Origin of the sequence: Algihabitans albus (assembly GCF_003572205.1) — a bacterium.
Taxonomy (GTDB): Bacteria; Pseudomonadota; Alphaproteobacteria; order Kiloniellales; family DSM-21159; genus Algihabitans; species Algihabitans albus.
In genome coordinates this window covers 493,266-513,928 of the sequence record NZ_QXNY01000002.1, presented here as the reverse complement: position 1 = coordinate 513,928, position 20,663 = coordinate 493,266, and the positions used below count along the sequence as shown (strand labels likewise).

At 65.4% G+C, this 20,663-nt stretch carries 17 protein-coding genes and 3 tRNA genes; 11 read left to right on the top strand and 9 right to left on the bottom strand.

Features of this window, described 5'->3' with window-relative positions; genetic code table 11:
- Positions 1-8: 8 nt before the first annotated feature.
- The gene (locus tag DBZ32_RS04005; RefSeq protein WP_208539092.1) at positions 9-971 is read left to right on the top strand and encodes a branched-chain amino acid ABC transporter permease; all 963 of its coding nucleotides are present in this window, start codon (positions 9-11) and stop codon (positions 969-971) included.
- A gap of 9 nt (positions 972-980) precedes the next feature.
- Here the strand turns inward: DBZ32_RS04005 and DBZ32_RS04000 are convergent, their stop codons facing one another.
- The gene (locus DBZ32_RS04000; RefSeq protein ID WP_119165801.1) at positions 981-1,424 is read right to left on the bottom strand and encodes a TerB family tellurite resistance protein; all 444 of its coding nucleotides are present in this window, start codon (positions 1,422-1,424) and stop codon (positions 981-983) included.
- A gap of 7 nt (positions 1,425-1,431) precedes the next feature.
- A complete protein-coding gene (gene trmFO, locus DBZ32_RS03995) occupies positions 1,432-2,832 on the bottom strand; it encodes a methylenetetrahydrofolate--tRNA-(uracil(54)-C(5))-methyltransferase (FADH(2)-oxidizing) TrmFO (protein WP_119165800.1) in 1,401 nt (466 codons plus the stop codon).
- 243 nt (positions 2,833-3,075) lie between these two features.
- On the opposite strand from trmFO, the gene DBZ32_RS03990 reads away from it, so the two are divergent.
- Positions 3,076-4,113: a lipid A deacylase LpxR family protein gene (locus DBZ32_RS03990; RefSeq protein WP_119165799.1), complete on the top strand. Its 1,038-nt coding sequence runs from the start codon at positions 3,076-3,078 to the stop codon at positions 4,111-4,113.
- A gap of 134 nt (positions 4,114-4,247) precedes the next feature.
- On the opposite strand, the gene DBZ32_RS03985 is transcribed toward DBZ32_RS03990, so the two are convergent.
- Both DBZ32_RS03985 and uvrA read right to left on the bottom strand, forming a co-directional pair.
- Entirely contained in the window at positions 4,248-5,432 is a 1,185-nt protein-coding gene (locus tag DBZ32_RS03985) for an adenylate/guanylate cyclase domain-containing protein (protein WP_162906546.1), read from the bottom strand.
- Positions 5,433-5,494: 62 nt separating this feature from the next.
- Positions 5,495-8,398, bottom strand: a complete 2,904-nt coding sequence (uvrA, locus tag DBZ32_RS03980; protein ID WP_119165797.1) for an excinuclease ABC subunit UvrA — start codon at positions 8,396-8,398, stop codon at positions 5,495-5,497.
- Between the two features lie 213 nt (positions 8,399-8,611).
- Here uvrA and ssb point away from each other — a divergent pair, with 213 nt between their 5' ends.
- Positions 8,612-9,136 (top strand): single-stranded DNA-binding protein, encoded by a 525-nt coding sequence (ssb, locus tag DBZ32_RS03975; protein ID WP_119165796.1) that lies wholly within the window; start codon positions 8,612-8,614, stop codon positions 9,134-9,136.
- A gap of 428 nt (positions 9,137-9,564) precedes the next feature.
- Here the strand turns inward: ssb and DBZ32_RS03970 are convergent, their stop codons facing one another.
- A complete protein-coding gene (locus tag DBZ32_RS03970; protein WP_119165795.1) occupies positions 9,565-10,539 on the bottom strand; it encodes a hypothetical protein in 975 nt (324 codons plus the stop codon).
- Between the two features lie 471 nt (positions 10,540-11,010).
- On the opposite strand from DBZ32_RS03970, the gene gyrA reads away from it, so the two are divergent.
- From gyrA to DBZ32_RS03950, 4 genes are all read left to right on the top strand, one after another.
- The gene (gene gyrA, locus DBZ32_RS03965; protein ID WP_119165794.1) at positions 11,011-13,911 is read left to right on the top strand and encodes a DNA gyrase subunit A; all 2,901 of its coding nucleotides are present in this window, start codon (positions 11,011-11,013) and stop codon (positions 13,909-13,911) included.
- A gap of 50 nt (positions 13,912-13,961) precedes the next feature.
- Entirely contained in the window at positions 13,962-14,528 is a 567-nt protein-coding gene (coaD, locus tag DBZ32_RS03960; protein WP_119165793.1) for a pantetheine-phosphate adenylyltransferase, read from the top strand.
- 133 nt (positions 14,529-14,661) lie between these two features.
- Positions 14,662-14,737: transfer RNA gene (locus tag DBZ32_RS03955), tRNA-Lys, on the top strand.
- 162 nt (positions 14,738-14,899) lie between these two features.
- Positions 14,900-15,079, top strand: coding sequence for a PLDc N-terminal domain-containing protein (locus tag DBZ32_RS03950; RefSeq protein ID WP_119165792.1), 180 nt, complete (start codon positions 14,900-14,902; stop codon positions 15,077-15,079).
- Positions 15,080-15,180: 101 nt separating this feature from the next.
- Here the strand turns inward: DBZ32_RS03950 and DBZ32_RS03945 are convergent, their stop codons facing one another.
- The 3 genes from DBZ32_RS03945 to DBZ32_RS03935 all read right to left on the bottom strand — a co-directional run bounded on the left by DBZ32_RS03945 (position 15,181) and on the right by DBZ32_RS03935 (position 16,875).
- Positions 15,181-15,381, bottom strand: a complete 201-nt coding sequence (locus tag DBZ32_RS03945) for a hypothetical protein (RefSeq protein WP_119165791.1) — start codon at positions 15,379-15,381, stop codon at positions 15,181-15,183.
- Between the two features lie 91 nt (positions 15,382-15,472).
- The gene (locus DBZ32_RS03940; protein ID WP_235830039.1) at positions 15,473-16,543 is read right to left on the bottom strand and encodes a glycosyltransferase; all 1,071 of its coding nucleotides are present in this window, start codon (positions 16,541-16,543) and stop codon (positions 15,473-15,475) included.
- Positions 16,540-16,875, bottom strand: coding sequence for a hypothetical protein (locus tag DBZ32_RS03935; protein WP_119165790.1), 336 nt, complete (start codon positions 16,873-16,875; stop codon positions 16,540-16,542). The genes DBZ32_RS03940 and DBZ32_RS03935 overlap by 4 nt, the downstream gene beginning before the upstream one ends.
- 283 nt (positions 16,876-17,158) lie before the next feature.
- Here DBZ32_RS03935 and DBZ32_RS03930 point away from each other — a divergent pair.
- From DBZ32_RS03930 to DBZ32_RS22390, 4 genes are all read left to right on the top strand, one after another.
- Positions 17,159-17,245 (top strand) — tRNA-Leu (locus tag DBZ32_RS03930).
- 62 nt (positions 17,246-17,307) lie between these two features.
- Positions 17,308-17,394, top strand: a tRNA-Leu gene (locus DBZ32_RS03925).
- A 236-nt stretch (positions 17,395-17,630) separates the two neighbouring features.
- Positions 17,631-18,509, top strand: coding sequence for an alpha/beta fold hydrolase (locus DBZ32_RS03920; RefSeq protein WP_235830038.1), 879 nt, complete (start codon positions 17,631-17,633; stop codon positions 18,507-18,509).
- A gap of 49 nt (positions 18,510-18,558) precedes the next feature.
- Positions 18,559-20,001 carry a DUF502 domain-containing protein gene (locus tag DBZ32_RS22390; protein WP_235830037.1) on the top strand — a complete coding sequence of 481 codons (1,443 nt, stop codon included), beginning with the start codon at positions 18,559-18,561 and terminating at the stop codon, positions 19,999-20,001.
- Here the strand turns inward: DBZ32_RS22390 and DBZ32_RS03910 are convergent.
- Positions 19,987-20,631 carry a DUF1353 domain-containing protein gene (locus DBZ32_RS03910; protein WP_119165788.1) on the bottom strand — a complete coding sequence of 215 codons (645 nt, stop codon included), beginning with the start codon at positions 20,629-20,631 and terminating at the stop codon, positions 19,987-19,989. The two genes, DBZ32_RS22390 and DBZ32_RS03910, sit on opposite strands and share 15 nt — an antisense overlap.
- Positions 20,632-20,663: the final 32 nt, after the last annotated feature.

Below are 20,663 nucleotides of genomic sequence, written 5' to 3'. Positions count from 1 at the left end.
ACGACGTCATGGACCCTCTGCTCAACTACGCGATTTTCTTCATCACCATCGCCGGGATCTACGCGGTCTGGACGCTGGCTCTCAACGTCCAGTGGGGCCTGACGGGACTCTTCAATATCGGCATCGTCGCCTTCGTGGCCGTCGGCGGCTACACCTCCGTTCTGCTCACCATCGAACCCTCGGCCACCTTCGCGGGCGGTCTCGGGCTGCCGCTGCCGGTCGGGTTCCTCGGCGCGATGCTGGTCTCCGCGATCCTTGCGCTTCTGATCGGTTTGATCACGCTCAACTTGCGGGCCGACTATCTGGCGATCGCCACCATCGGCATTGCCGAGATCGTGCGCCTCTTCCTGAAGAACGAGGAGTGGCTGACCAATGGGGTGCGGGGCATCGGCGGCGTGCCGCGGCCCTTCTCCGATCTCGGTCCGGAAGGCATGGCGCTCGCCAACATGGTTCTGGTGCTCTTGTGCGTCCTGGTCATCTTTCTCTTGGTCGAACGCGCCCGCCGCGCGCCCTGGGGTCGGGTGCTGCGCGCCATTCGCGAGAACGAACTGACCGTCCTGGCGTCGGGCAAGACGGTGAAGTCCTTCCGCCTTCAGTCCTTCGTCCTCGGTGCGGCCCTGATGGGGCTCGGCGGCGCGCTCTACTCTCACTTCGTCGGTTTCATCAGCCCGGAAGCCTTCGTGCCGCTACAGACGACCTTTCTGGTCTGGGTGATGTTGATCGCCGGCGGGTCCGGCAACAGCAAGGGCGCGGTGCTGGGCGCCTTCGTCATCTGGGGCATCTGGTCGGGCAGCCAGATCGTGACCGGGTGGTTGCCGCCGGAGCTGGCCACGCAGGCCGGTGCGCTGCGCATGGGGCTGATCGGGTTATTGCTGGTCCTGGTCCTGCTGTTCCGCCACGAAGGCCTGCTCAGCGAGGAAGACCAGCGCCGCGCCGACATCGCCCGCGAGGCGCGTCAGGACCGCCGCTAGTTTAGGCCGCTAGACGAGCAGGTGAGGCGGCAGGTTCAGCCGCTTGGCCAGTTCCTCGACGGCGCGCCGCTCGCTCTCGACATAAGCGCCGTCCGCCTCGCAGACCGCGCGGCTGATGCGGAGCAACAGATGCCCGCACTGCGGATCCTCGGCGAACTTCTCCACCGCCGCGAAGACCTCGGCACGGCCTTCGTCGCCGCCTTCGTCGCGGTCCTTTTCAAGAGCGGCCACGTAGTCGTTGAAGAGGTCGACCGCGGTATGGACGTCGTAGAGCTTCAGCAGTTCCAGGCTTCCCAGCAGTTCGTCGACCCGGACGCGCTCGGAGAAGGAAACCTCGCCGTCGGCGGTCGCCACCAGAGCCGAAGCCGCCATGGCCGCCTGCAAAAACGGGCGGTTTCGCAGACGTTCGGCTTGAGTCTGAAAGAGCTCGCGGAGGTCGGCCAGGAATGCCATGCCCGGTCTACTCCGCCGCCTGCCGGTTGCCGGACCGTCCAAGATCCGGCGCCGGGCCGCCCAGCCAGGCCTCCAGATCGCTCAGCGCGCGTCGGGCCATGGCCGGCTTTCGTTCGCGTTTCTTGAGCTTCTTGCCGTCCGCTCCGGCCGGGAGCGGTGGCAAGAGCCCGAAATTGATGTTCATCGGCTGAAAGGTCTCGGCGTCCGCACCGCCCGTGATATGACCGAGCAAGGCACCGAGTGCCGTGGTCGGTGGCGGCGGGGTCTGCACCTCGCCAAGGTGTTCCGCCGCCGCGAAGCGACCGGCCAGAATGCCGACGGCGGCGGACTCGACATAGCCTTCTACCCCGGTGATCTGGCCGGCGAAGCGCAAGCGGGGCTGCAGCTTCAGGCGCAGTTCGCCGTCGAGCAGACGCGGTGCGTTGATGAAGGTGTTGCGGTGCAGCCCGCCCAAGCGCGCGAAACCCGCCGTCTCCAGTCCCGGAATCATGCGGAAAACGGCGCTCTGCTCGCCATACTTCAGCTTGGTCTGGAAGCCGACCAGGTTGTAGAGCGTCCCGAGCGCGTTATCCTGGCGCAGCTGTAGGACGGCGTAGGGCTGCCGCCCGGTTCGTGGATCGGTCAGGCCCACTGGCTTCATGGGGCCGTAGCGAAGGGTGTCGATGCCGCGCGAAGCCATGACCTCGATCGGAAGGCAGCCCTCGAAGTAGGGCGTATTCTTCTCCCAGTCCTTGAAGTCCGTGGTTTCTCCCGCAAGCAGAGCCGCTACGAAGGCCTCGTACTCCTCCTTGGTGAAAGGGCAGCTGACGTAGTCCTTGCCCGAGCCGCCGGGGCCCGGCTTGTCGTAGCGGGACTGCATCCAGGCCTTCGAAAAGTCGATGGTCTCGCGGTAGACGATCGGGGCGATGGCGTCGAAGAAGGCGAGTTGGGCTTCTCCGGTCAAGCTGCCGATCGCTTCGGCCAGGGCCGGCGATGTAAGGGGACCCGTCGCCAGGATGACCGAGTCCCAGTCGGCCGGCGGCAGGCCTTCGACCTCGCCGCGTTCGATGGCGATCAGCGGCTCGGTCTCCAACGCGGCGGTTACAGCGGCCGAGAAGCCGTCGCGGTCGACGGCCAATGCGCCGCCCGCGGGCAGCTTGTGGGCATCGCCGCAGCGCAGGATCAGAGATTCGCAGCGCCGCATCTCTTCGTGCAGCAGACCGACGGCATTGTTGAGCGCGTCGTCCGAGCGGAAGGAGTTCGAACAGACCAGTTCGGCCAATCCGTCGGTCTGATGCGCTTCGGTCCCGCGTGTCGGGCGCATTTCGTGCAGCACGACCTGTACGCCGCGCCTGGCGATCTGCCAGGCGGCCTCCGACCCTGCGAGACCGCCGCCCACGACGTGAATAGCTTTTTGTGTGGCCGTCATGGTCCGACAGATAGCCCGAGGCAGCCTGCCGGTGCAACCAAAGGACTAGAAAGCGATTTACGACCTCATGGACTCGCTATCCGATCGAGACTATCACGATCTCGTCCGCAAGTTGCCTACGACCGGTGCGTTACGTAGGGCATGGTGCGAACAAGCGCGCGACATCGTTTACGCTATGCTGTTCGGCGGCCTGCGCCTGAGGCAATGTCGCGCGCCCAAAGACTGCGGAAGGTCGGTACCTCGATGCGTTTTATGGTCTTGCTCGCCGCTGCCGTTGGCACCGCCGCGCTTTTACCGGTCGCGCCCGCGCTGGCTGACGATCTGCCGGAATGCGACGTCATCGCGAGCCTTCAGGTCGAAAACGACCGGATCGCCGGAACCGACCGCAACTACACGCACGGAACGCGGCTGTCGCTGCTGTCGCCCGAGGTCAACGGCGGTTGTGGGGGCGAGGATTGGCGGCGCCCCGAGCAAACGCTGCAGAGCTGGGCTTCGTCGGTTCCGTTTCCCGATCCTTATCCGAACCGGCGCTGGAAGCTGGCGCTCGGTCAGAGCATCTTCACACCGGAAGACACAGGGGCGGAGAATCCGATCGATGACGACCGCCCCTATGCGGCCTGGCTGTACTTCGGATTCGGCGTGGTCGCCTATGACGAGGCCTACAGGAACTATGAAGCCGTAAACCTCGATCTTGGTGTGGTCGGGCCTCTGGCACAAGGCGAGTTCGTTCAGAACACCTTCCATAATTTCATCGGCGTCCCGGAGGCCGACGGCTGGGACAACCAGCTCGAGAACGAACCCGGCTTCGTGCTCTCCTACGAGCGCAAGTGGCGGTTCCGGGCGCCGGGCCGGTTCCTGGGCATGCAGGCCGACGTCCTGCCTCACGCCGGCGCCTCGGTGGGCAACGTCATGACTCATGCCGGCGTGGGCGCCACCTTCCGGATCGGGGGAGGCCTGCCCGACCGGGACTTCGGACCGCCCCGGATCCGGCCTTCCGTTCCCGGTTCCGAGTTCTTCACGCGTGAGAAGAAGCTCGGCTGGTATCTCTTCGGCGGCGGCGAGGCACGGGCGGTCGCGCGCAACATCTTCCTGGACGGCAACACCTTCCGCGACAGCCAGTCGGTGGAAAAGAACAACGTCGTCTTCGATCTGCAGGGCGGCGCCGCCCTGTCCTATGACCGCGCGCGGCTGGTCTTCACCACCGTGCTGCGCTCGCCAGAACAGGAAGAGGACGATCAGTACGACCTCTTCGGCGCCCTGACCCTTGGAGTACGCTTCTAGATCAGATAGTGATCAGTCGGACCCAATAAGTGGGTCCGGCGATTACGTTAAATCTAGTCTAGATTCAGGGCGTTACAGTCTGTTTCTTGTGATCGGCGGAACCGCGAAGCGATTCCATACGATCACAACAGGCTCTAGTCTTCGAAGGTAGGCACGAAGGCCTCGCGCGGCTTTTGGATTCCCTTGAGCTGCGTCTTGCCGAGCGAGCGGGCCTTGCCGCCCCAGGCCCGCAGGAATTCGTCGGAGACGACCAGCGGCGGTGTCTGACCTTTCGTGAGCGGCTCAAGGCGGGTCGCCAGGTTTACCGCCGGCCCGATCACCGTGAAGTCGAGCCGGTCGCGCGCGCCGACGTTGCCGTACATCACATCGCCCAGATGCAGGGCGATACCGCAGTGCACGTTCCCTTGGTCTTCCAGAGTCTGCAGAGCTTGCCGGGCGGCCTTCAAGGCCATCACCGCCATCTCGCGATCTCCGGCGCCGCGCTCCTCAATGGGAAAGATCGCCAGCACGCCGTCGCCGATGAACTTCAGGATCTCACCGCCATGCCCCGTGACCGAGGCGCAGATCGCGTCGAAATAGCGGTTGAGAACGTCCAGCACCTCATCGAGGGGATGCGTCTCCGACAGGCCGGTAAAATCGCGCAAGTCGGAGTACCAGACGACGGCGTGGATCATGGCGCCGTCGCCACGCCGGATCGAGCCTTCCAGAACGTTTTCGCCAGCGATCGGGCCGATGTAGGTTTCCAACAGCATCTGCGCGGTGCGTTGGGTTTCCTGAAGCTCGAGGGCGAGACTGAAGGTGGGCAGCACGAGATCGAGCGCGGCGATGTCGGCGTCCGTGAAACCGCCGATCCGGCTGGTGGTGAAACTGATCGCCATGTTCTGGCCGCGCGAGAAGAAGATCGGCCGGATGGTGTAGTCGGTGAAGCCCTGAGCCTTGAGGTCGTGGAGGATCGGGAAGTCGAGGTCGTCGTCGGCCACCTCCAGCCGCCGCCGCAAGGCCGGGCCACCGTCATAGATCGGCTTGATCGGGCTGCGCAGATACATCTCGGTGTTCTGGACGCCATGCGCGCGGTCCACCTGCACCGTCCCGCCGGTTTCGGAGGTCCAGACCAGGGTGCGGGCCGAGAACAGCGGATGCAGCTGAAGAATATGCAGGCTGGCGCGGTCGATCGGCAGACCGCCTTCGCGGAGCCGCTGGCAGGTCCCGGCCAGCAGGAAGCTGGCGCGCCGTACCTCCTGCATGGCCCGTGTGGTCAGCCACTCGAGGGTTTCCCGCAGATCCGGGCGCGGAGCCGTCATGGATAGGTTGTCAGGCATTGTCATTCGTCTTTCCGGGCCAGATCGCGGTGGCCTGCGGTGCTACGGTCCGGCTGTCACGTCTAGGCGCGCTTGCGGCCGCCGGAGCGTGCGGGCTTCGGCAGGTAGGGTGCGAGGAAGGCGCCGGTATAGCTGCCGTCGCTGCGGGCCACCTCTTCGGGCGTTCCCTGGGCCACGATCCGGCCTCCGCCGTCGCCGCCCTCGGGCCCGAGATCGAGAATCCAGTCGGCGACCTTGATGACCTCCAGATTGTGTTCGATCACAACGACGGTGTTCCCGGCCTCTACCAGAGCCTGCAGCACTTCCAGCAGCCGCCGCACATCCTCGAAGTGCAAGCCGGTCGTCGGTTCGTCCAGAATGTAGATGGTCTTGCCGGTCGAACGTTTCGAGAGCTCCTTGGCCAGTTTGACGCGTTGCGCCTCGCCGCCCGACAGGGTGGTGGCGGGCTGCCCGAGCTTCACGTAGTCGAGGCCGACCCGCTGCAGCGTCTCCATCTTGTTGCGGATCACCGGAACGGCTTTGAAGAAGTCTTGTGCTTCCTCAATCGTCATATCAAGAACGTCGGCGATAGACTTGCCACGGAACGTAACTTCCAGAGTTTCCCGGTTGTAGCGCTTCCCCTTGCAGACGTCGCAGGTGACATAGACATCGGGCAGGAAGTGCATCTCGATCTTGATGACGCCGTCGCCCTGGCAGGCCTCGCAGCGCCCGCCCTTGACGTTGAAGGAGAAGCGTCCGGGGGCGTAGCCGCGGGCGTTGGCCTCCGGCAGGCCGGCGAACCAGTCGCGGATCGGCGTGAAGGCGCCGGTATAGGTCGCCGGGTTCGAGCGTGGGGTGCGGCCGATCGGCGACTGGTCGATGTCGATGATCTTGTCGAGGAACTCCAGCCCCTCGACCGCCTCGTGCGGTGCCGGCACCTCGCGCGCGCCGTTCAGCTTGCGGGCCAGCGCCTTGTAGAGGGTTTCGATCGTCAGGGTCGATTTGCCGGAGCCGGAAACGCCCGTGACGCAGGTTAGCGTTCCGAGCGGGATCTCGGCGCTGATGCCTTGTAGATTGTGGCCGGTCGCGCCGATCACCTTGATCCTCTGCCCCCTGTGTCCCTTACGCCGCAGTTCGGGTATCGGGATCTGTCGCAGACCTGTCAGATATTGGCCGGTCAGGCTCTCCGGAGATTGCTCGATTTTCGCCGGCACGCCTTCGGCCACCACCTGGCCGCCGTGCTGGCCGGCGCCGGGGCCCATGTCGACCACCCAGTCGGCGGTCCGGATCGCGTCCTCGTCGTGTTCGACGACGATCACGGTGTTGCCGAGGTCGCGCAGCCGCCGCAAGGTCTCCAGCAGCCGGGCGTTGTCGCGCTGATGCAGTCCGATCGAGGGTTCGTCCAGGACGTAGAGCACGCCGGTCAGGCCCGAGCCGATCTGCGAGGCCAAGCGGATGCGCTGGCTTTCGCCGCCGGACAGAGTGGCCGAGGCGCGGCCGAGTGTCAGGTAGGTCAGTCCGACGTCGTTCAGGAAGCCGAGCCGCTCGTTGATCTCCTTCAGGATGCGGCGGGCGATTTCGCGGTGCTGCGGGCGCAGCCGCGCTTCCAACTCGGCGAACCAGTCGGCCGCCTCGGCCACGGACTTGGCGGAGACCTGGCCGACATGCAGTCCGTCCACCTTGACCGCCAAGGCCTCCGGCTTCAGCCGGTGCCCATCGCAGGCGCCGCAGGGTTTGGCGGCCTGGTACTTGCCGATCTCGTCGCGCACCCAGTCGCTGTCCGTCTCGCGCCAGCGCCGTTCCAGGTTGGGGATGACGCCCTCGAAAGCCTTCTCGGTCTGGTAGCTGCGCAGACCGTCATCGTACTGCATGGCGACGGCCTCGCCGTCGGTGCCGTAGAGGATCGCGCTGCGCGCCGCTTCCGGGAGGTCTTCCCAGGCATCGCGCAGGGACACGCCGTAGTGCTTCGCCAGGCTCTCGAGCGTCTGTGCGTAGTAGGGCGAGGAGGAGTTGGCCCAGGGCGCGATGGCACCCTTGAGCAGGCTGCGGTTCGGTTCGGGCACCACCAGATCGGGATCGACGTAGGTGGTCTGCCCCAGGCCGTCGCAAGAGGGACAGGCGCCGAAGGGATTGTTGAAGGAGAACAGCCGCGGTTCGATCTCGTCGATGGTGAAGCCGGAGACCGGGCAGGCGAAGCGGGCGGAAAAGGTGCTGCGGGCGCCGCCGTCGGCCTCCTCCGTGAAGGCCAGGCCGTCGGCCAGCGCCAGGGCCGTCTCGAAGGAATCGGCCAGTCGGCTTTCCAGCCCGGACCGCACCACCACCCGGTCCACCACCACCTCGATGTCGTGCTTGCGCTTTTTGTCGAGCTTCGGCGACTCGTCGATTTCATAGAGTTCGCCATCGATCTTGACCCGCTGGAAGCCGCGCTTCTGCAGTTCCGCCAACTCCTTGCGGTACTCTCCTTTTCGGCCGCGCACGACAGGCGCCAGCAGGTAGAGCCGCGTGCCCTCGGACATCTCCATGACCTTGTCGACCATCTGGCTGATGGTCTGGCTTTCGATCGGCAGGCCGGTTGCCGGCGAGTAGGGGATGCCGACTCGGGCATAGAGCAGACGCAGGTAATCGTAGATCTCGGTGACGGTGCCGACGGTCGAGCGCGGATTCTTTGAGGTGGTCTTCTGCTCGATGGAAATGGCCGGCGACAGACCCTCGATGGAGTCCACGTCGGGTTTCTGCATCAGCTCCAGGAACTGCCGCGCGTAGGCCGACAGGCTCTCCACGTAGCGACGCTGGCCCTCGGCGTAGATGGTGTCGAAGGCGAGGGACGACTTGCCGGAGCCGGACAGGCCGGTCAGCACCACGAGGCGGTTGCGCGGCAGGACCACATCGACGTTTTTGAGATTGTGTTCGCGCGCGCCGCGCACCTCGATCACGGGCGCATCGACCGCGGATGCCTTCGCGGCACGCTTTGCCTTTCGCTCGGCCATGGCCTCTCGTCTACTCGCGGTTTTGGGGCAGGGCGAGTCGGACTGTCGGGGACTCGCCAGACGCCAATATGGACGCCGCCGGGGCGTTTGGCGACTCCCCGGCGGTGCCTTTTCCACAAGGCAGCGTTGCTTGCTTGTTTCCCTTGGGCAAGCTGTTCGTTAGGCTCCCGCGCCGGTGGCACGTCGCGTGAGATCAAGAAGGGGTTTCGTTTCATGTCCGGTAGCGTCAACAAGGTCATTCTGGTCGGCAACCTGGGGCGGGATCCCGAGATTCGCTCGATGCAGAATGGCGGCAAGGTCGCCAATCTCTCGGTCGCCACCAGCGAGAACTGGCGCGACCGTCAGACCGGCGAGCGGCGCGAAAAGACCGAATGGCATCGAGTCGTCGTCTTCGACGACAAGCTGATCGACGTCATCGAGCGCTTTTTGAAGAAGGGCGCCAAGCTCTATCTGGAAGGTCAGCTCCAGACCCGCAAATGGACCGACCAAGGCGGTCAGGAGCGCTACTCCACCGAAGTGGTGCTGCAGCGCTATCGCGGTGAGATGACCATGCTCGACGGCCGGAGTGGCGGTGGCGGCGAGGACTTCGCCGGCGGCGGTGGCGGCTACGAGCGCGACTATGGTGCGGCGCCCTCAGGTGGCGGTTCGCCGGGTGGCGGGTCCTCGAGTGGCGGTGGTTACGGCGGCGGCGCTCCAGCCCCGGGCCCCGGCGACCTGGACGACGATATTCCCTTCTAGAGCATGATGTGATCGTACGGGACCGCTTCGCGGTTCCGCAGATCAACAACATGCTCTAACACTCTGAATCGAGACTGGATTTAACGGAATCGCCGGACCTAATACGTGGGTCCGACTGATCACTATCTGGTCTCGCGCGGGGCCTGGGTCGCCGGCCGGCATGGGTCCGCCCCTGCCAAGAACGAAGCGGACACTATGGCCGCCGAGATCCGCCGCAGAGTTCCGGATTCCATAAGCTGGAGCAAGCCAGCCTGCTGCCGTCGCCATCTAGGTCGAGGGGCTGCTGCTGCTGGCGTTTCGCAAGAACTCGATCCATCGCCTGACACTCCCGTCACGGTTGTCGACTGCGAGCAGGTATAGAGGAAAGAGTGTTGCGGCGAGGTTAGCGGCCGGGGCCATCTCCGGCGGTCCGTTGGCGACACCGCAGCTCAGCGTGTCACGTTCAGGGCAAGCAGATGCAGAATGAAGACCAGGCCCAGAATAAGCGCAGCCGTCTTGCCCAGGTCGTCCGCTGGCCGAATGGAGGGAAGGGCGTCCAAGGCGCGGGCCAGAAGCACACCGAAGGCGACGGCCAGAAGCGGCAGCAGCGGAAGGTAGAGAGCCTGAGCTGACTCCAGCCGCAGCGGGCTCAGGGGTGCGCTCCAGAGGGTCATTCCGGCGAAGATCAACAGCGGGACGAATAGCAGCGCCGCCGGGCGCCAGGCGCGCTTGCCGAGCAGGGCCAGGGCCGACAGTCCGGCCGTTGCGGCAACGGCGTTGACCTGCAGAAAATGGGCCAACGGAGCAAGGGTGCCCGGCTGCCAGAGGCTGTCCAGGCCGAAAACCAGCCAGCGCAAAGCCAGCCCGGCGGCCGTTGAGAGAACTGCGGCCACGACGAACAAGGCGAGGCTGGACCCGGGGCGGAGCGTTTCGCCGGCCAGCCAGAGCGCCAAAGCCGCCAGCGGCAGCGTCAGAGCCGGCAGGTCGGGGCGCACGAGCGCCGACAGGCCGACCAGGAATCCCAGGAAGACCGAGGCGCGCCAGTCCTGCCGGCGTCGCTCCCCCGCGACGCCGAGCGCAATCCACAGGGTCAAAGCCACGACGGCGACGGCCAGTGCGGTCAGGGGGCGGCGCGTCGCTTCCTCGGCCAGCCAGGGATGCAGGCCCAAATGGGCGCAGACCGTGGCGCCCACCCAGCGCCACCCCTTCGGCGCCCCGGCCAGCACCGCCAGGCCCGTGAAGAGGAGCGCGGCGGCAGCGGCGGCAAGACCCGGCCAGTCCGCTCGCGTCGCGCCGAATTCCGCCGCTGCCAGGGCGATCAGGGCGGTCGCGGCCGCGACCGCCGAGCCCAGGACGATGGCCGTCTCGGGAAGGTTGGGCGTTCCTGGAACCTTGGGGGCGGCGGAGGACTCGGGGCCCGCCATCGATCAGGCCGGTGTCCGGTCCGGCGCGGCCTGAATCGTGGTTCCGGATCCGAACGCTCCGAAGTCCGTCAAGACCGACGCCAAAGGTCGCGGCCGTCGGTGCTCCGGTGGCCTCTTATCAAGTGACCCGACAGAGAGAATTTTCTTGCTCCTGCAACGAATTAGAGAAGCTGTATAGTGCATTGATTTGGAAAAGATTATTTTCTTTAAAACCAATCCGCGATCCTCAGTGGTTTTCCGGCCTGCCGTTCTTTCCCCCAGTTCGCTGCCTGCAAGGCTGTTACGCGGGTTCGCCGGTTTGTTCGCGGGTGCGGTATCTGCTAGATTTCGGACATCTCACGAGGCGACTCGCGAGGGCGCGATGGCCCACCCCAGGAGCTTAGCGCAGGTTCTGGTCGCCTCCAGCCTCTCGATACAAAAGATCGACAACATCAGGGAAGACACTTGAGCGACTTTGACAGCCCGCAAGGCATGGGCGACGCCGATCTTTCGGACGACGAGATTCAGAACGGCGGCGGGAGCGATCTGCCGCCAAGCGGCGGTGGTCCGACCGACGACGGGGAGCGCGGCTTCACCTCGGTGACGATCGAGGAGGAGATGAAGCGCTCCTACCTCGACTACGCCATGTCGGTGATCGTCAGCCGTGCGCTGCCTGACGTGCGCGACGGCTTGAAGCCGGTCCATCGGCGCATCCTCTACGCGGCCAAGACCGAGGGCTACGACTGGAACCGTGCCTACCGCAAGTCGGCGCGCATCGTCGGTGACGTCATGGGGCAGTATCACCCGCACGGCGACCAGGCGATCTATGACGCCATGGTTCGTATGGCGCAGGACTTCTCCATGCGGGAGGAGCTGATCGACGGCCAGGGCAACTTCGGCTCGATGGACGGCGATCCCGCGGCGGCCATGCGCTACACCGAGGCGCGGCTGACCCGTTTGGCCAGCGATGCCCTGCTGGAGGACATCGACAAGGATACCGTCGATTTCCAGCCGAACTACGACGAGAGCACCAGCGAGCCGACGGTTCTTCCCGCGCGCTTTCCCAATCTGCTCGTCAACGGCGCCGGCGGCATCGCAGTCGGCATGGCGACCAACATTCCGCCGCACAACCTCGGCGATGTGCTGGAGGCCTGCTGCGCCTATGTCGACAACCCCGAAATCTCGCTGACCGAGCTGATCGAGATCGTCAAGGCGCCGGACTTTCCGACCGGAGGCCTGATCGTCGGGCGCAGCGGCATCCTGAAGGCCTATACCGAGGGGCGCGGCTCGATCCTGATGCGCGGGCGCACCTCGATGGAGCCGAGCGATGAGGACCCGCAGCGCATCGTCATCGAGGACGTGCCTTATCAGGTCAACAAGGCGCGCATGATCGAACGCATCGCCGAGGTGGTGCGGGAGAAGCAGGTCGAAGGCATCTCGGCCCTGCGCGACGAGTCGGACCGCCACGGTCTGCGCGTGGTGGTCGAGCTGAAGCGCGACGCCGATGCGCCGGTGGTGCTCAACCAGCTCTATCGCTTCACCTCGCTGCAGACCTCCTTCGGCGTGAACATGCTGGCGATCCAGGGCGGCCGCCCGCGCCAGATGACCCTGAAGGACGTGATCTCGGCCTTCGTCGAGTTCCGCGAGGAGGTGATCCGCCGACGCACCGCCTACGAGCTGGGCAAGGCGCGCGAGCGCATGATCGTTCTGGCCGGTCTGATCGTGGCCGTCGACAATATCGACGAGATGATCGTCCTGATCCGGGCCGCCCCCGACCCGGTCACCGCACGCACGCAGATGATGGCGCGCGATTGGCCGGCCCAGCGGGCCGAACCTTACATCCGGCTGATCGAGGACCCGCGGATCAGCATCCCGCAGGAGGGCGAGCGGGCCGGAACCACCCGCCTGACCGAGGAACAGGCCAGGGCGATTCTGGAGCTGCGCCTGCAGCGCCTGACGGCCCTGGAGCGCGACAAGATCGGCGAAGAGCTGGAAGCTCTCGCCGGCAAGGTGCGCGAGTACCTGCAGATCCTGGAATCCCGTCCGCACCTGCTGGAGCTGCTGCGCGGCGAGCTGGTCGACATCAAGGAGCGCTTCGGCCAGGAGGCGAGACGCACCGGGATCGTCGACTCCGAGTTCGAACACGATATCGAGGACCTGATCCCGCGCGAGGAGATGGTCGTGACCGTCACCCACGCCGGCTACGTCAAGCGCGTCCGGCTCTCGACCTATCGGGCGCAGAAGCGCGGCGGCAAGGGCCGCGCCGGCATGGCGACGCGGGAGGAGGATTTCGTCTCCCGTCTCTTCGTCTGCGACACCCATACGCCCGTGCTGTTCTTCTCCTCGCGCGGCATGGCCTACAAGCAGAAGGTTTATCGTCTGCCGCTCGGCACGCCCCAGGCGCGCGGCAAGCCCTTCGTCAACCTGCTGCCGTTGGAGGAGGGCGAAACCATCAGCGCCTACCTGCCGCTGCCGGAGGACGAGGAGACCTGGGATCAGCTCTTCGCGGTCTTCGTCACCTCGGCCGGCACGGTGCGGCGTAATCGCCTGTCAGACTTCACCAGCGTCAAGGCCAACGGCAAGATCGCCATGAAGCTCGACGAGGGAACCCGGCTGATCGGCGTGCAGGTCTGCAGCGAGGACGACGACGTGTTGCTGGCGACCGCCGCCGGCAAGGCGATCCGCTTCCCGGTGACCGACGTGCGGGTCTTCGCCGGACGCGATTCCGTCGGCGTGCGCGGGATCAGGCTGCTCGGCGGCGACGAGGTGATCTCCCTCTCCATTCTCCGCCATCAGGAGATCGCGATGGAGGAGCGTGTCGCCTACCTGCGCTGGGCGGCGGCGCAGCGCCGTGCGGTGGACGAGGGGACCGACGAGGAAACTGTGTCCGAGGGCGAGCCCGAAACCGACGGCGAGGTTGCGGTGGAGCTCAACGAGGCACGTCTGGCCGAACTGGCCGAGGGCGAAGAGTTCGTCCTGACCACGGCGACCGACGGCTTCGGCAAGCGGACCAGCGCCTACGAGTACCGGATCGCCGGGCGCGGCGGGCAGGGCATCGCCAACATCGATCTTGCGCGGCCGAAAGGCAGCGAGCCGGCGCGCGTTGTCGCCACTTTCCCGGTGGAGCCGGACGACCAGATCATGTTGGTCACGGACGCCGGACAGCTGATCCGCTCGCCGATCCACGATGTCCGCATTGCCAGCCGCTCGACCCGTGGCGTGCGGCTGTTCCGTGTCGCCGAAGACGAGCACGTCGTGTCGGTCGCGCGGGTGGCGGATCTGGAAAACGGCGAGGATGCCGACGCCATCGAAGAGGACCAGGAGGGTCAGCAGGACCAGGACGGTCAAGACGAAGCACGAGGCCAGGGCGGCGAGGCCTCGGACGAGACCTAGGATGCCAGGAGGCGGATGAGACCGCTTCGTTCGGGGGAAGGGCTGAGCAGATGGTTGAACAGGGACACAAGCCGCGGATCGCGGTCTATCCCGGCACCTTCGATCCCATCACCCTGGGCCATCTGGACATCATCCGGCGCGGGGCGCGGCTGGTCGACCGGCTGATCGTCGCCGTGGCCCGCAACGCGGGCAAGGGGCCGCTGTTCGATATCGACGAACGGCTGGCCATGGTGCGCGCGGAAATCGCCACGCTCGACACCAACTCGACCGTGATCGAAGCGCAGGCCTTCGACAACCTCCTGATGCACTTCTGCGAGGAGGTCGGCGCCGGCGCCATTCTCCGCGGCCTCCGCGCCGTCTCGGATTTCGAGTACGAGTTCCAGATGGCCGGCATGAATTCCCGTCTGAACGGCCGGATCGAAACGATCTTCCTGATGGCCAGCGAGCGCCAGCAGTTCATCTCTTCGCGCTTCGTCAAGGAAATCGGTCGTCTCGGCGGCGATGTTTCCAGCTTCGTGCCGCCCAAGGTGACGGAGCGTCTGGCCGAGCGTTTCCATCTCGAGTCGCGCAGCGGCGACGGCGACGGCAAAAAGATCCAGACCCTGCGCGAGACCTAAGATCGCAGAGCGCAAGCCGAGCCGTCGGATAACATCCGGAACGGCTTGACCCTCGGCGCGCCGTCACTATGGTGGCGTCGGTCGATGCCAGAGCAGCGCCGAAACGCGCTGCAGCCCCGACCGTCGTGCTCGGGGGCCCGTAGCTCAGCTGGTAGAGCAACTGACTTTTAATCAGTAGGTCGCTGGTTCGAACCCAGCCGGGCTCACCAATCTCCAAGAGGCCTCGAGATTCTGCCGCCTGGACCGGACTCCTGCATCCACGTCTTGCTGCGCTTTGGAGGATTTCGATGACTCCCCCTTCAACTTCTGGCCGCAGCAGGGCGACTCTGCGATAGTCGCAATTCGTCGAACCACATAGGGGAACTGCGGAAATGGGAATCGAAGTCGCCGGAATTCTCGGGCTGATCGGCCTGATCTTGATCGTCTACGCCATCGTCAAGACGGTGCAGAGCGGCGCTTCGACAGGAGCGAAGGTGGTCTGGGTCGTCGTGCTTCTGATTTTCCCCTTCGTCGGCTTCATCGCTTGGCTGCTGTTCGGGCCCAAGGGCTGAACCACAGGAAGTCCGAGCTGCAGGTAACTGCGAGATTGAATGAGAAAAGCGATCTAGTGCATTGTTTTAATGCACTAAGATCGTTTTTTGCGGTGCCAGATTCAGGTTCCGCTGAAGCTCTTGATGAAGAGAACGATGCCGAGCGCCGTTAGGCCGACCATGGAAATCACCAAGCCATTGGCGAGGACCAATGACGTTGGCCAGACCCCGGTGGCGGCCTTCTTGCGGCCGATGACGAATACCAGAATCAAGCCGGCGAGCAGCAGCGTTCCACCAGACTCGAGAAAATAGATCAGATCCACGGACGCAGCCCCCGAACGGTTTCTTTTTTGTGCCGCCGGATGATGCGGCCTCGAGGCCGGCTGTGCAACGCCTCAGCTTCGTCCCGTGGCTTCAGGCGGGATGTTCCAGAAGGTCCCGGAAAAGGCGAAGGCAGCGACTCACCACGGCTTGTTCGGTAAAGTCCGCTTCGTAGCGTACCTGCCCGGCGGCCACCAGGCGGGCGGCCAGCGCCGGGTCCGTGACGACCCGTTCGATGGCTTCCGCCAGTTCGTCCACCGAATCGATTGCGACGAGCAAGCCGTCCTCACCGGACCGGACGAAACCGGCCGGGCCGTCTGCGGCCGCGGCGACCAGCGGTTTGCCGTGGGCCCAGGCCTCCAGCGTTACGCTGCCGAAGGGCTCCTGCCTGGAGGGAAAGACGACGATGTCGCAGGCCGCCAACAGGGCGCTGCGATCCTGACGCCAGCCCAGAAAGCGTACACGCTCGCTCAGACCGGCGGTTGCGGCTTGTGCCTCCAGCACGGCACGCTCCGGGCCTTCTCCAGCCAGCCAAAGATAGGCGCCGGGCAGGCGCGCCAGCGCACGGAGCAGGACATCCAAGGCCTTGTTGGTATGAAGGCGGGAAAGGGCGAGCAGCAGCGGGACGTCCTCGGGCGTGTCGAAATCGGCGCGCGAGACCGGCGGCAGTGGCTCCACCTTGGAGAAGTTGGGCAGAAAGTGTACCCGTTCGGCTGGCCAGTTCTGCCCGATCATCCGTTCGACCAGCTTCGGCGTGATGCAGGCCAGGTGATCGCAGCGCGTGAAGTACTTGGCTTTGTAGTAGCCACCGATCCGCCCGATCGTCAGATAACGGCCTCGGGGCATCCTGGCGCTCGCCCGTTCCATCCAGGTCATGCAGATATCGGGCCGAAAACGCGCGGTCAGGGCCTTCAGCCGCCAGGGCGAAACCAGGTCGAGCGGACCGCCCAAGCGCAGTTCGGTGACGGGAACACCGGCATCGCTCAAAGCTGCGCGGCGCTCGCCGTGCCGTCGGATCGCCGCGGCCTGTGTCACGCCGGCGCGCTGCAGGGCCAAGGTCAGCGTCATGAAGTAGGTCTCGGCGCCACCCTGGGCCGCCCCGGCCATGACCTGCAGGACCCGCAGCGGCCGGTCTTCATGGGGGTGGGCGACCAGATCCGTCACGCGTCGTCGTTCTTTCGGCGGTTATCTCGCCCGCGCTCGGATTTCGGGTCCGAGATCGGGTCCGGATCGGGCTCGGGTTCGTTTTCGACGGAACTGAGCCGAAAGACCCCCTGATCGTGGTGGGCGTCGTCGTGGCCGCGGCGTGCCGAGTAAAAGACCAGCGCCATCAGGCCCCCGCCGAGGCCGAGGGCCATCAGGGATCCCACGATCATGGTCAGCCAACCGAACCATCCCAGCGAAACCTCGCCCAGGTCGATCCAGGTAACCACGGCGAAGTAGAGGGACAGAGCGAGGATCCCGAACAGACCGCCGCCGATCAGAAAGTATCTCATGGCGTGCGGACTATAGGCAGCGTCGAGGGCGCGCTCCAGGGTCCTTGCGCGGCCTGCGTCACAAAAGACCGGATCGGAGGCGTAAAATCTCCGTTCAGGCTCGATGGGCCGGGTCGAGCCGCGCAGGGGCGGTTTACCTGCCCTTCGAAAAACGCTCTAGGCCTCTTGTGTGGTCGGGGTGAACGCGCTAGATACGCCGTCTCGTTCGGCTGGGGCCAGGTCTTGACCTTGGTTTTGCCGGACGCCTCGGCAGTCCGTGGTTGGGGCTGTTCGCGGGACCCGCGCGGCTGTGGCGGAATCGGTAGACGCGCAGCGTTGAGGGCGCTGTGGGGGAAACCCCGTGGAGGTTCAAGTCCTCTCAGCCGCACCACCGCCTTGTCGGAACGGGTCTTGCTTTCGGGCTCCAAACGGGGGCTGCCGACGCGACGTGATGCGGCTGTGGCGGAATTGGTAGACGCGCAGGTTTCAGGTATCTGTGGCCGCGAGGCCGTGGTGGTTCGAGTCCACTCAGCCGCACCATTCCCGTCTCCCGGCTTCGGGACGACGGGCTCGAGACTGCGAAAGACGGCGTCCCGCGGGGCGCCGTTTCGCGTTTCGGTGCGGCGCGCTTCCGAGTTTCACGTTTCTGGGGGCATGGTCTTGCCGCCGCGTCGAAGCCGTCTTATTCGCCTTCCCCTGGACGCCGGATGCTCTAGGCTAGGCCGCAAGGTGGCGGGCGACCCCACCGAATGGGTTTCAGTCGGGGGAAGGTCGGGGTGTCAGCAGGCTTCTTCGAAGGCTTCGAACAGCGCCGCGTGGCGACACGCGATGCTGAGATCAATCTGCGCATCGGCGGCAGCGGCGACCCCCTCGTGCTTCTGCACGGTTATCCCCAAACCCATGCGATGTGGCACGACTTGGCGCCGAAGTTGGCCGAGCGCCATACCGTGATCTGCCCGGATCTGCGCGGCTACGGCGACAGTGCCAAGCCGCCCGGCGGCGGCAACCACGCGCTCTATTCCAAGCGGGCCATGGCGGCAGACGTCGTTCAGGTAATGGACGACCTGGGTTTTCGGCGATTCGGCCTCGTCGGTCACGACCGCGGTGCGCGTGTCACCCACCGGCTCTGCCTGGATCATCCGGAGCGTGTGCGGCGGGCCTGCGTGATCGATATCGCGCCGACGCTCACCATGTACCGTCAAACAGACATGGCCTTCGCGGCCGCCTACTTCCATTGGTTTTATCTGATCCAGCCCTATGACCTGCCGGAGCGCATGATCGCCGCCGATCCATCGGCCTGGCTGCGTCACTGCCTGGGCGCCTGGGGGAAGAGCGGCCTGAAGGTCTTCGCATCCGAGGCCTTGGCGGAATACGAGCGCTGCTTCGATCCGGCTGGCATCCACGCCACCTGCGAGGACTACCGGGCGTCCGCCACCATCGATCTGGAGCATGACGAGGCCGACGCCGGTGAGCGGATCGACTGCCCGTTGCTGGTGCTTTGGGGCGAAAAAGGGGTCGTTCAGCGCACTTACGACGTGCTGGCCGTCTGGCGCGCCAAGGCGGAGAAGGTGGAAGGGCAGGCGTTGCCCTGCGGCCACTTCGTGCCAGAGGAAGCGCCGGCGGAAACGCTGGCTGCGCTCGAGGCCTTCTTCTAGCCCTCTCGCCGGCCTATTTATCGCCGTCGATTTCCCTTTCAGAGTTCGTATGACCGCTTTCCGTAAATCGCCAAAGCCCGACAGCTCCGGTCGGCGTCCGCCACGGCCCCGGCCTGCCGCGCGTCCCGGCCTGGCTGTTCGTCTGCGCAACTACTTCTTCGCCGGCGTGCTGATCGCCGCACCGCTGGGGATCACGATCTGGCTCACCTGGGGGGTGGTCTCCTTCGTCGATGCGCGCGTGACACCGCTGGTTCCGGCCCGCTGGAACCCGGAGACCTATCTGCCCTTCGGACTGCCCGGCTTGGGGCTGATCGTCGTTCTGATCTTTCTGGTTCTGGTCGGGATGCTCTTTACCGGGATTGCCGGACGCATGGTCATGCGTCAGTTCGAACGGCTGCTCGACCAGGTGCCGGTGGTCCGCTCTATATACGGGGCGGTCAAGCAGATCTTCGAGACGGTGCTGGCGCAGCGCAGCCAGGCCTTCCGCGAGGTCGCGCTGGTGCAGTATCCGCAGGAAGGCTGCTGGGCCATCGGCTTCGTCACTGGCGTCACGAAGGGAGAGGTGCAACGCCTGACCGACGAGACCCTGGTCAGCGTCTTCGTTCCCGCCACGCCCAACCCGACGACCGGCTTCCTGCTGTTTCTGCCGAGCGACGAGGTCAATATCCTCGACATGACGGTGGAGCAGGGGCTGAAGCTGGTCGTCTCCGGCGGAATCGTCGTGCCGCCGGCCGACGCGCGGCCAAGTCAGAACGATGCGATTCAACGCCTGCTGGACGAGCAAGCCGAAGCGAAGTCGATCCGTCCCGGCCTGCCGCAGCGCCTGCGCAACTACCTGCTGGCCGGCATTCTGGTCACGGCTCCGGCGGCCATCACCTTCTGGTTGGCGTGGCAGTTCATCGCCTTCGTGGATGCGCGCGTCACGCCGTGGCTGCCGGCTCAATGGCGGCCGGACGACGTGTTGCCTTTCGGCCTGCCCGGACTTGGGTTGCTGATCGTCTTCGTCGGTCTGACGGTGATCGGCATGTTCGCCGCCGGGATCGTCGGCCGCTGGCTCATGCGCACCAGCGAGTGGATCTTGGGCCGGGTCCCGGTCGTGCGCAGCCTCTACAGCGCGGTCAAACAGATCTTCGAGACGGTGCTGGCGGCGCGCTCCGACGCCTTCCGCGACTGCGTGCTGATCCAGTATCCGCGCCCCGGAAGCTGGGCGATCGGCTTCATCACGGGCAAGACCGAAGGCCACATCCAGGAAATCACCGACGAGGAAGTGGTCAATGTTTTCCTGCCGACCACGCCCAATCCGACCTCCGGCTTCCTGCTGTTCCTGCCGCGCGACGAGATTACCGATCTGGTCATGAGCGTGGAGGAGGGGCTGAAGATGGTGGTATCGGCCGGCATCGTCACGCCGCCGGATCGCACCAACGGCGAGAAGGGTAAGATGCTGGGCGACGATCTGTCCGATCCGTTGGAGACGGTGTCAGGAAACCGCTGACGACAAAGCCGGCCGCGGCACGAGCCCCGCGGTCAGTAGGCTTCTGGGCGGGCCGGTAGCGTCGTCGTCGGCGACCGTCCGGTTGATCTGCCTGAAGAGACAGTCCCGCTCTGGATCGAGAAACAGCCTCTCCCGGTCGGGCTCGGCTTCGCGGAAGACGCGCCAGGAAAAGCCGTTGAGCGCGCGGCGGACCGCCCACTGCTTCCAGGCGGCCATCGCCGTTTGCCGGAGCGCCGCATACATCACCTCGTTGGCGAAGCGCCAGTCGCTCGGCCGGGCGACCCCGGTTGGAAGCAGTTGCCAAGCCACGAAGAGGAAGTCGTGAACGATCGAGGCTTCCAGATGCGGTCCGACGCGGCCGATGGCGGGGCGCGCGAAGGCGGGGACCGAGGCCAGGTCGGTCATCATTCCTGCCGGCACGGTCAGTCGCTGTCTTCGGCCGTCGACCGTGAAGGTCACGCTGTAATCGCGGAGAACCACATAGCTGACCTCGGACTCCCGGTATCGGACGATTTTCTTGTTTTTGCGGCCGATCCGCAGGTGAGAGCTGTATTCGAAATTCTCGATCAACTCGAAGGTCTTGGGGTAGGGGGACACTATCTCGGGAGTATAGAAGCGATCGCTCGTCATGGTCTTGTCCGCGCCCGGTTATCAAGACCCCT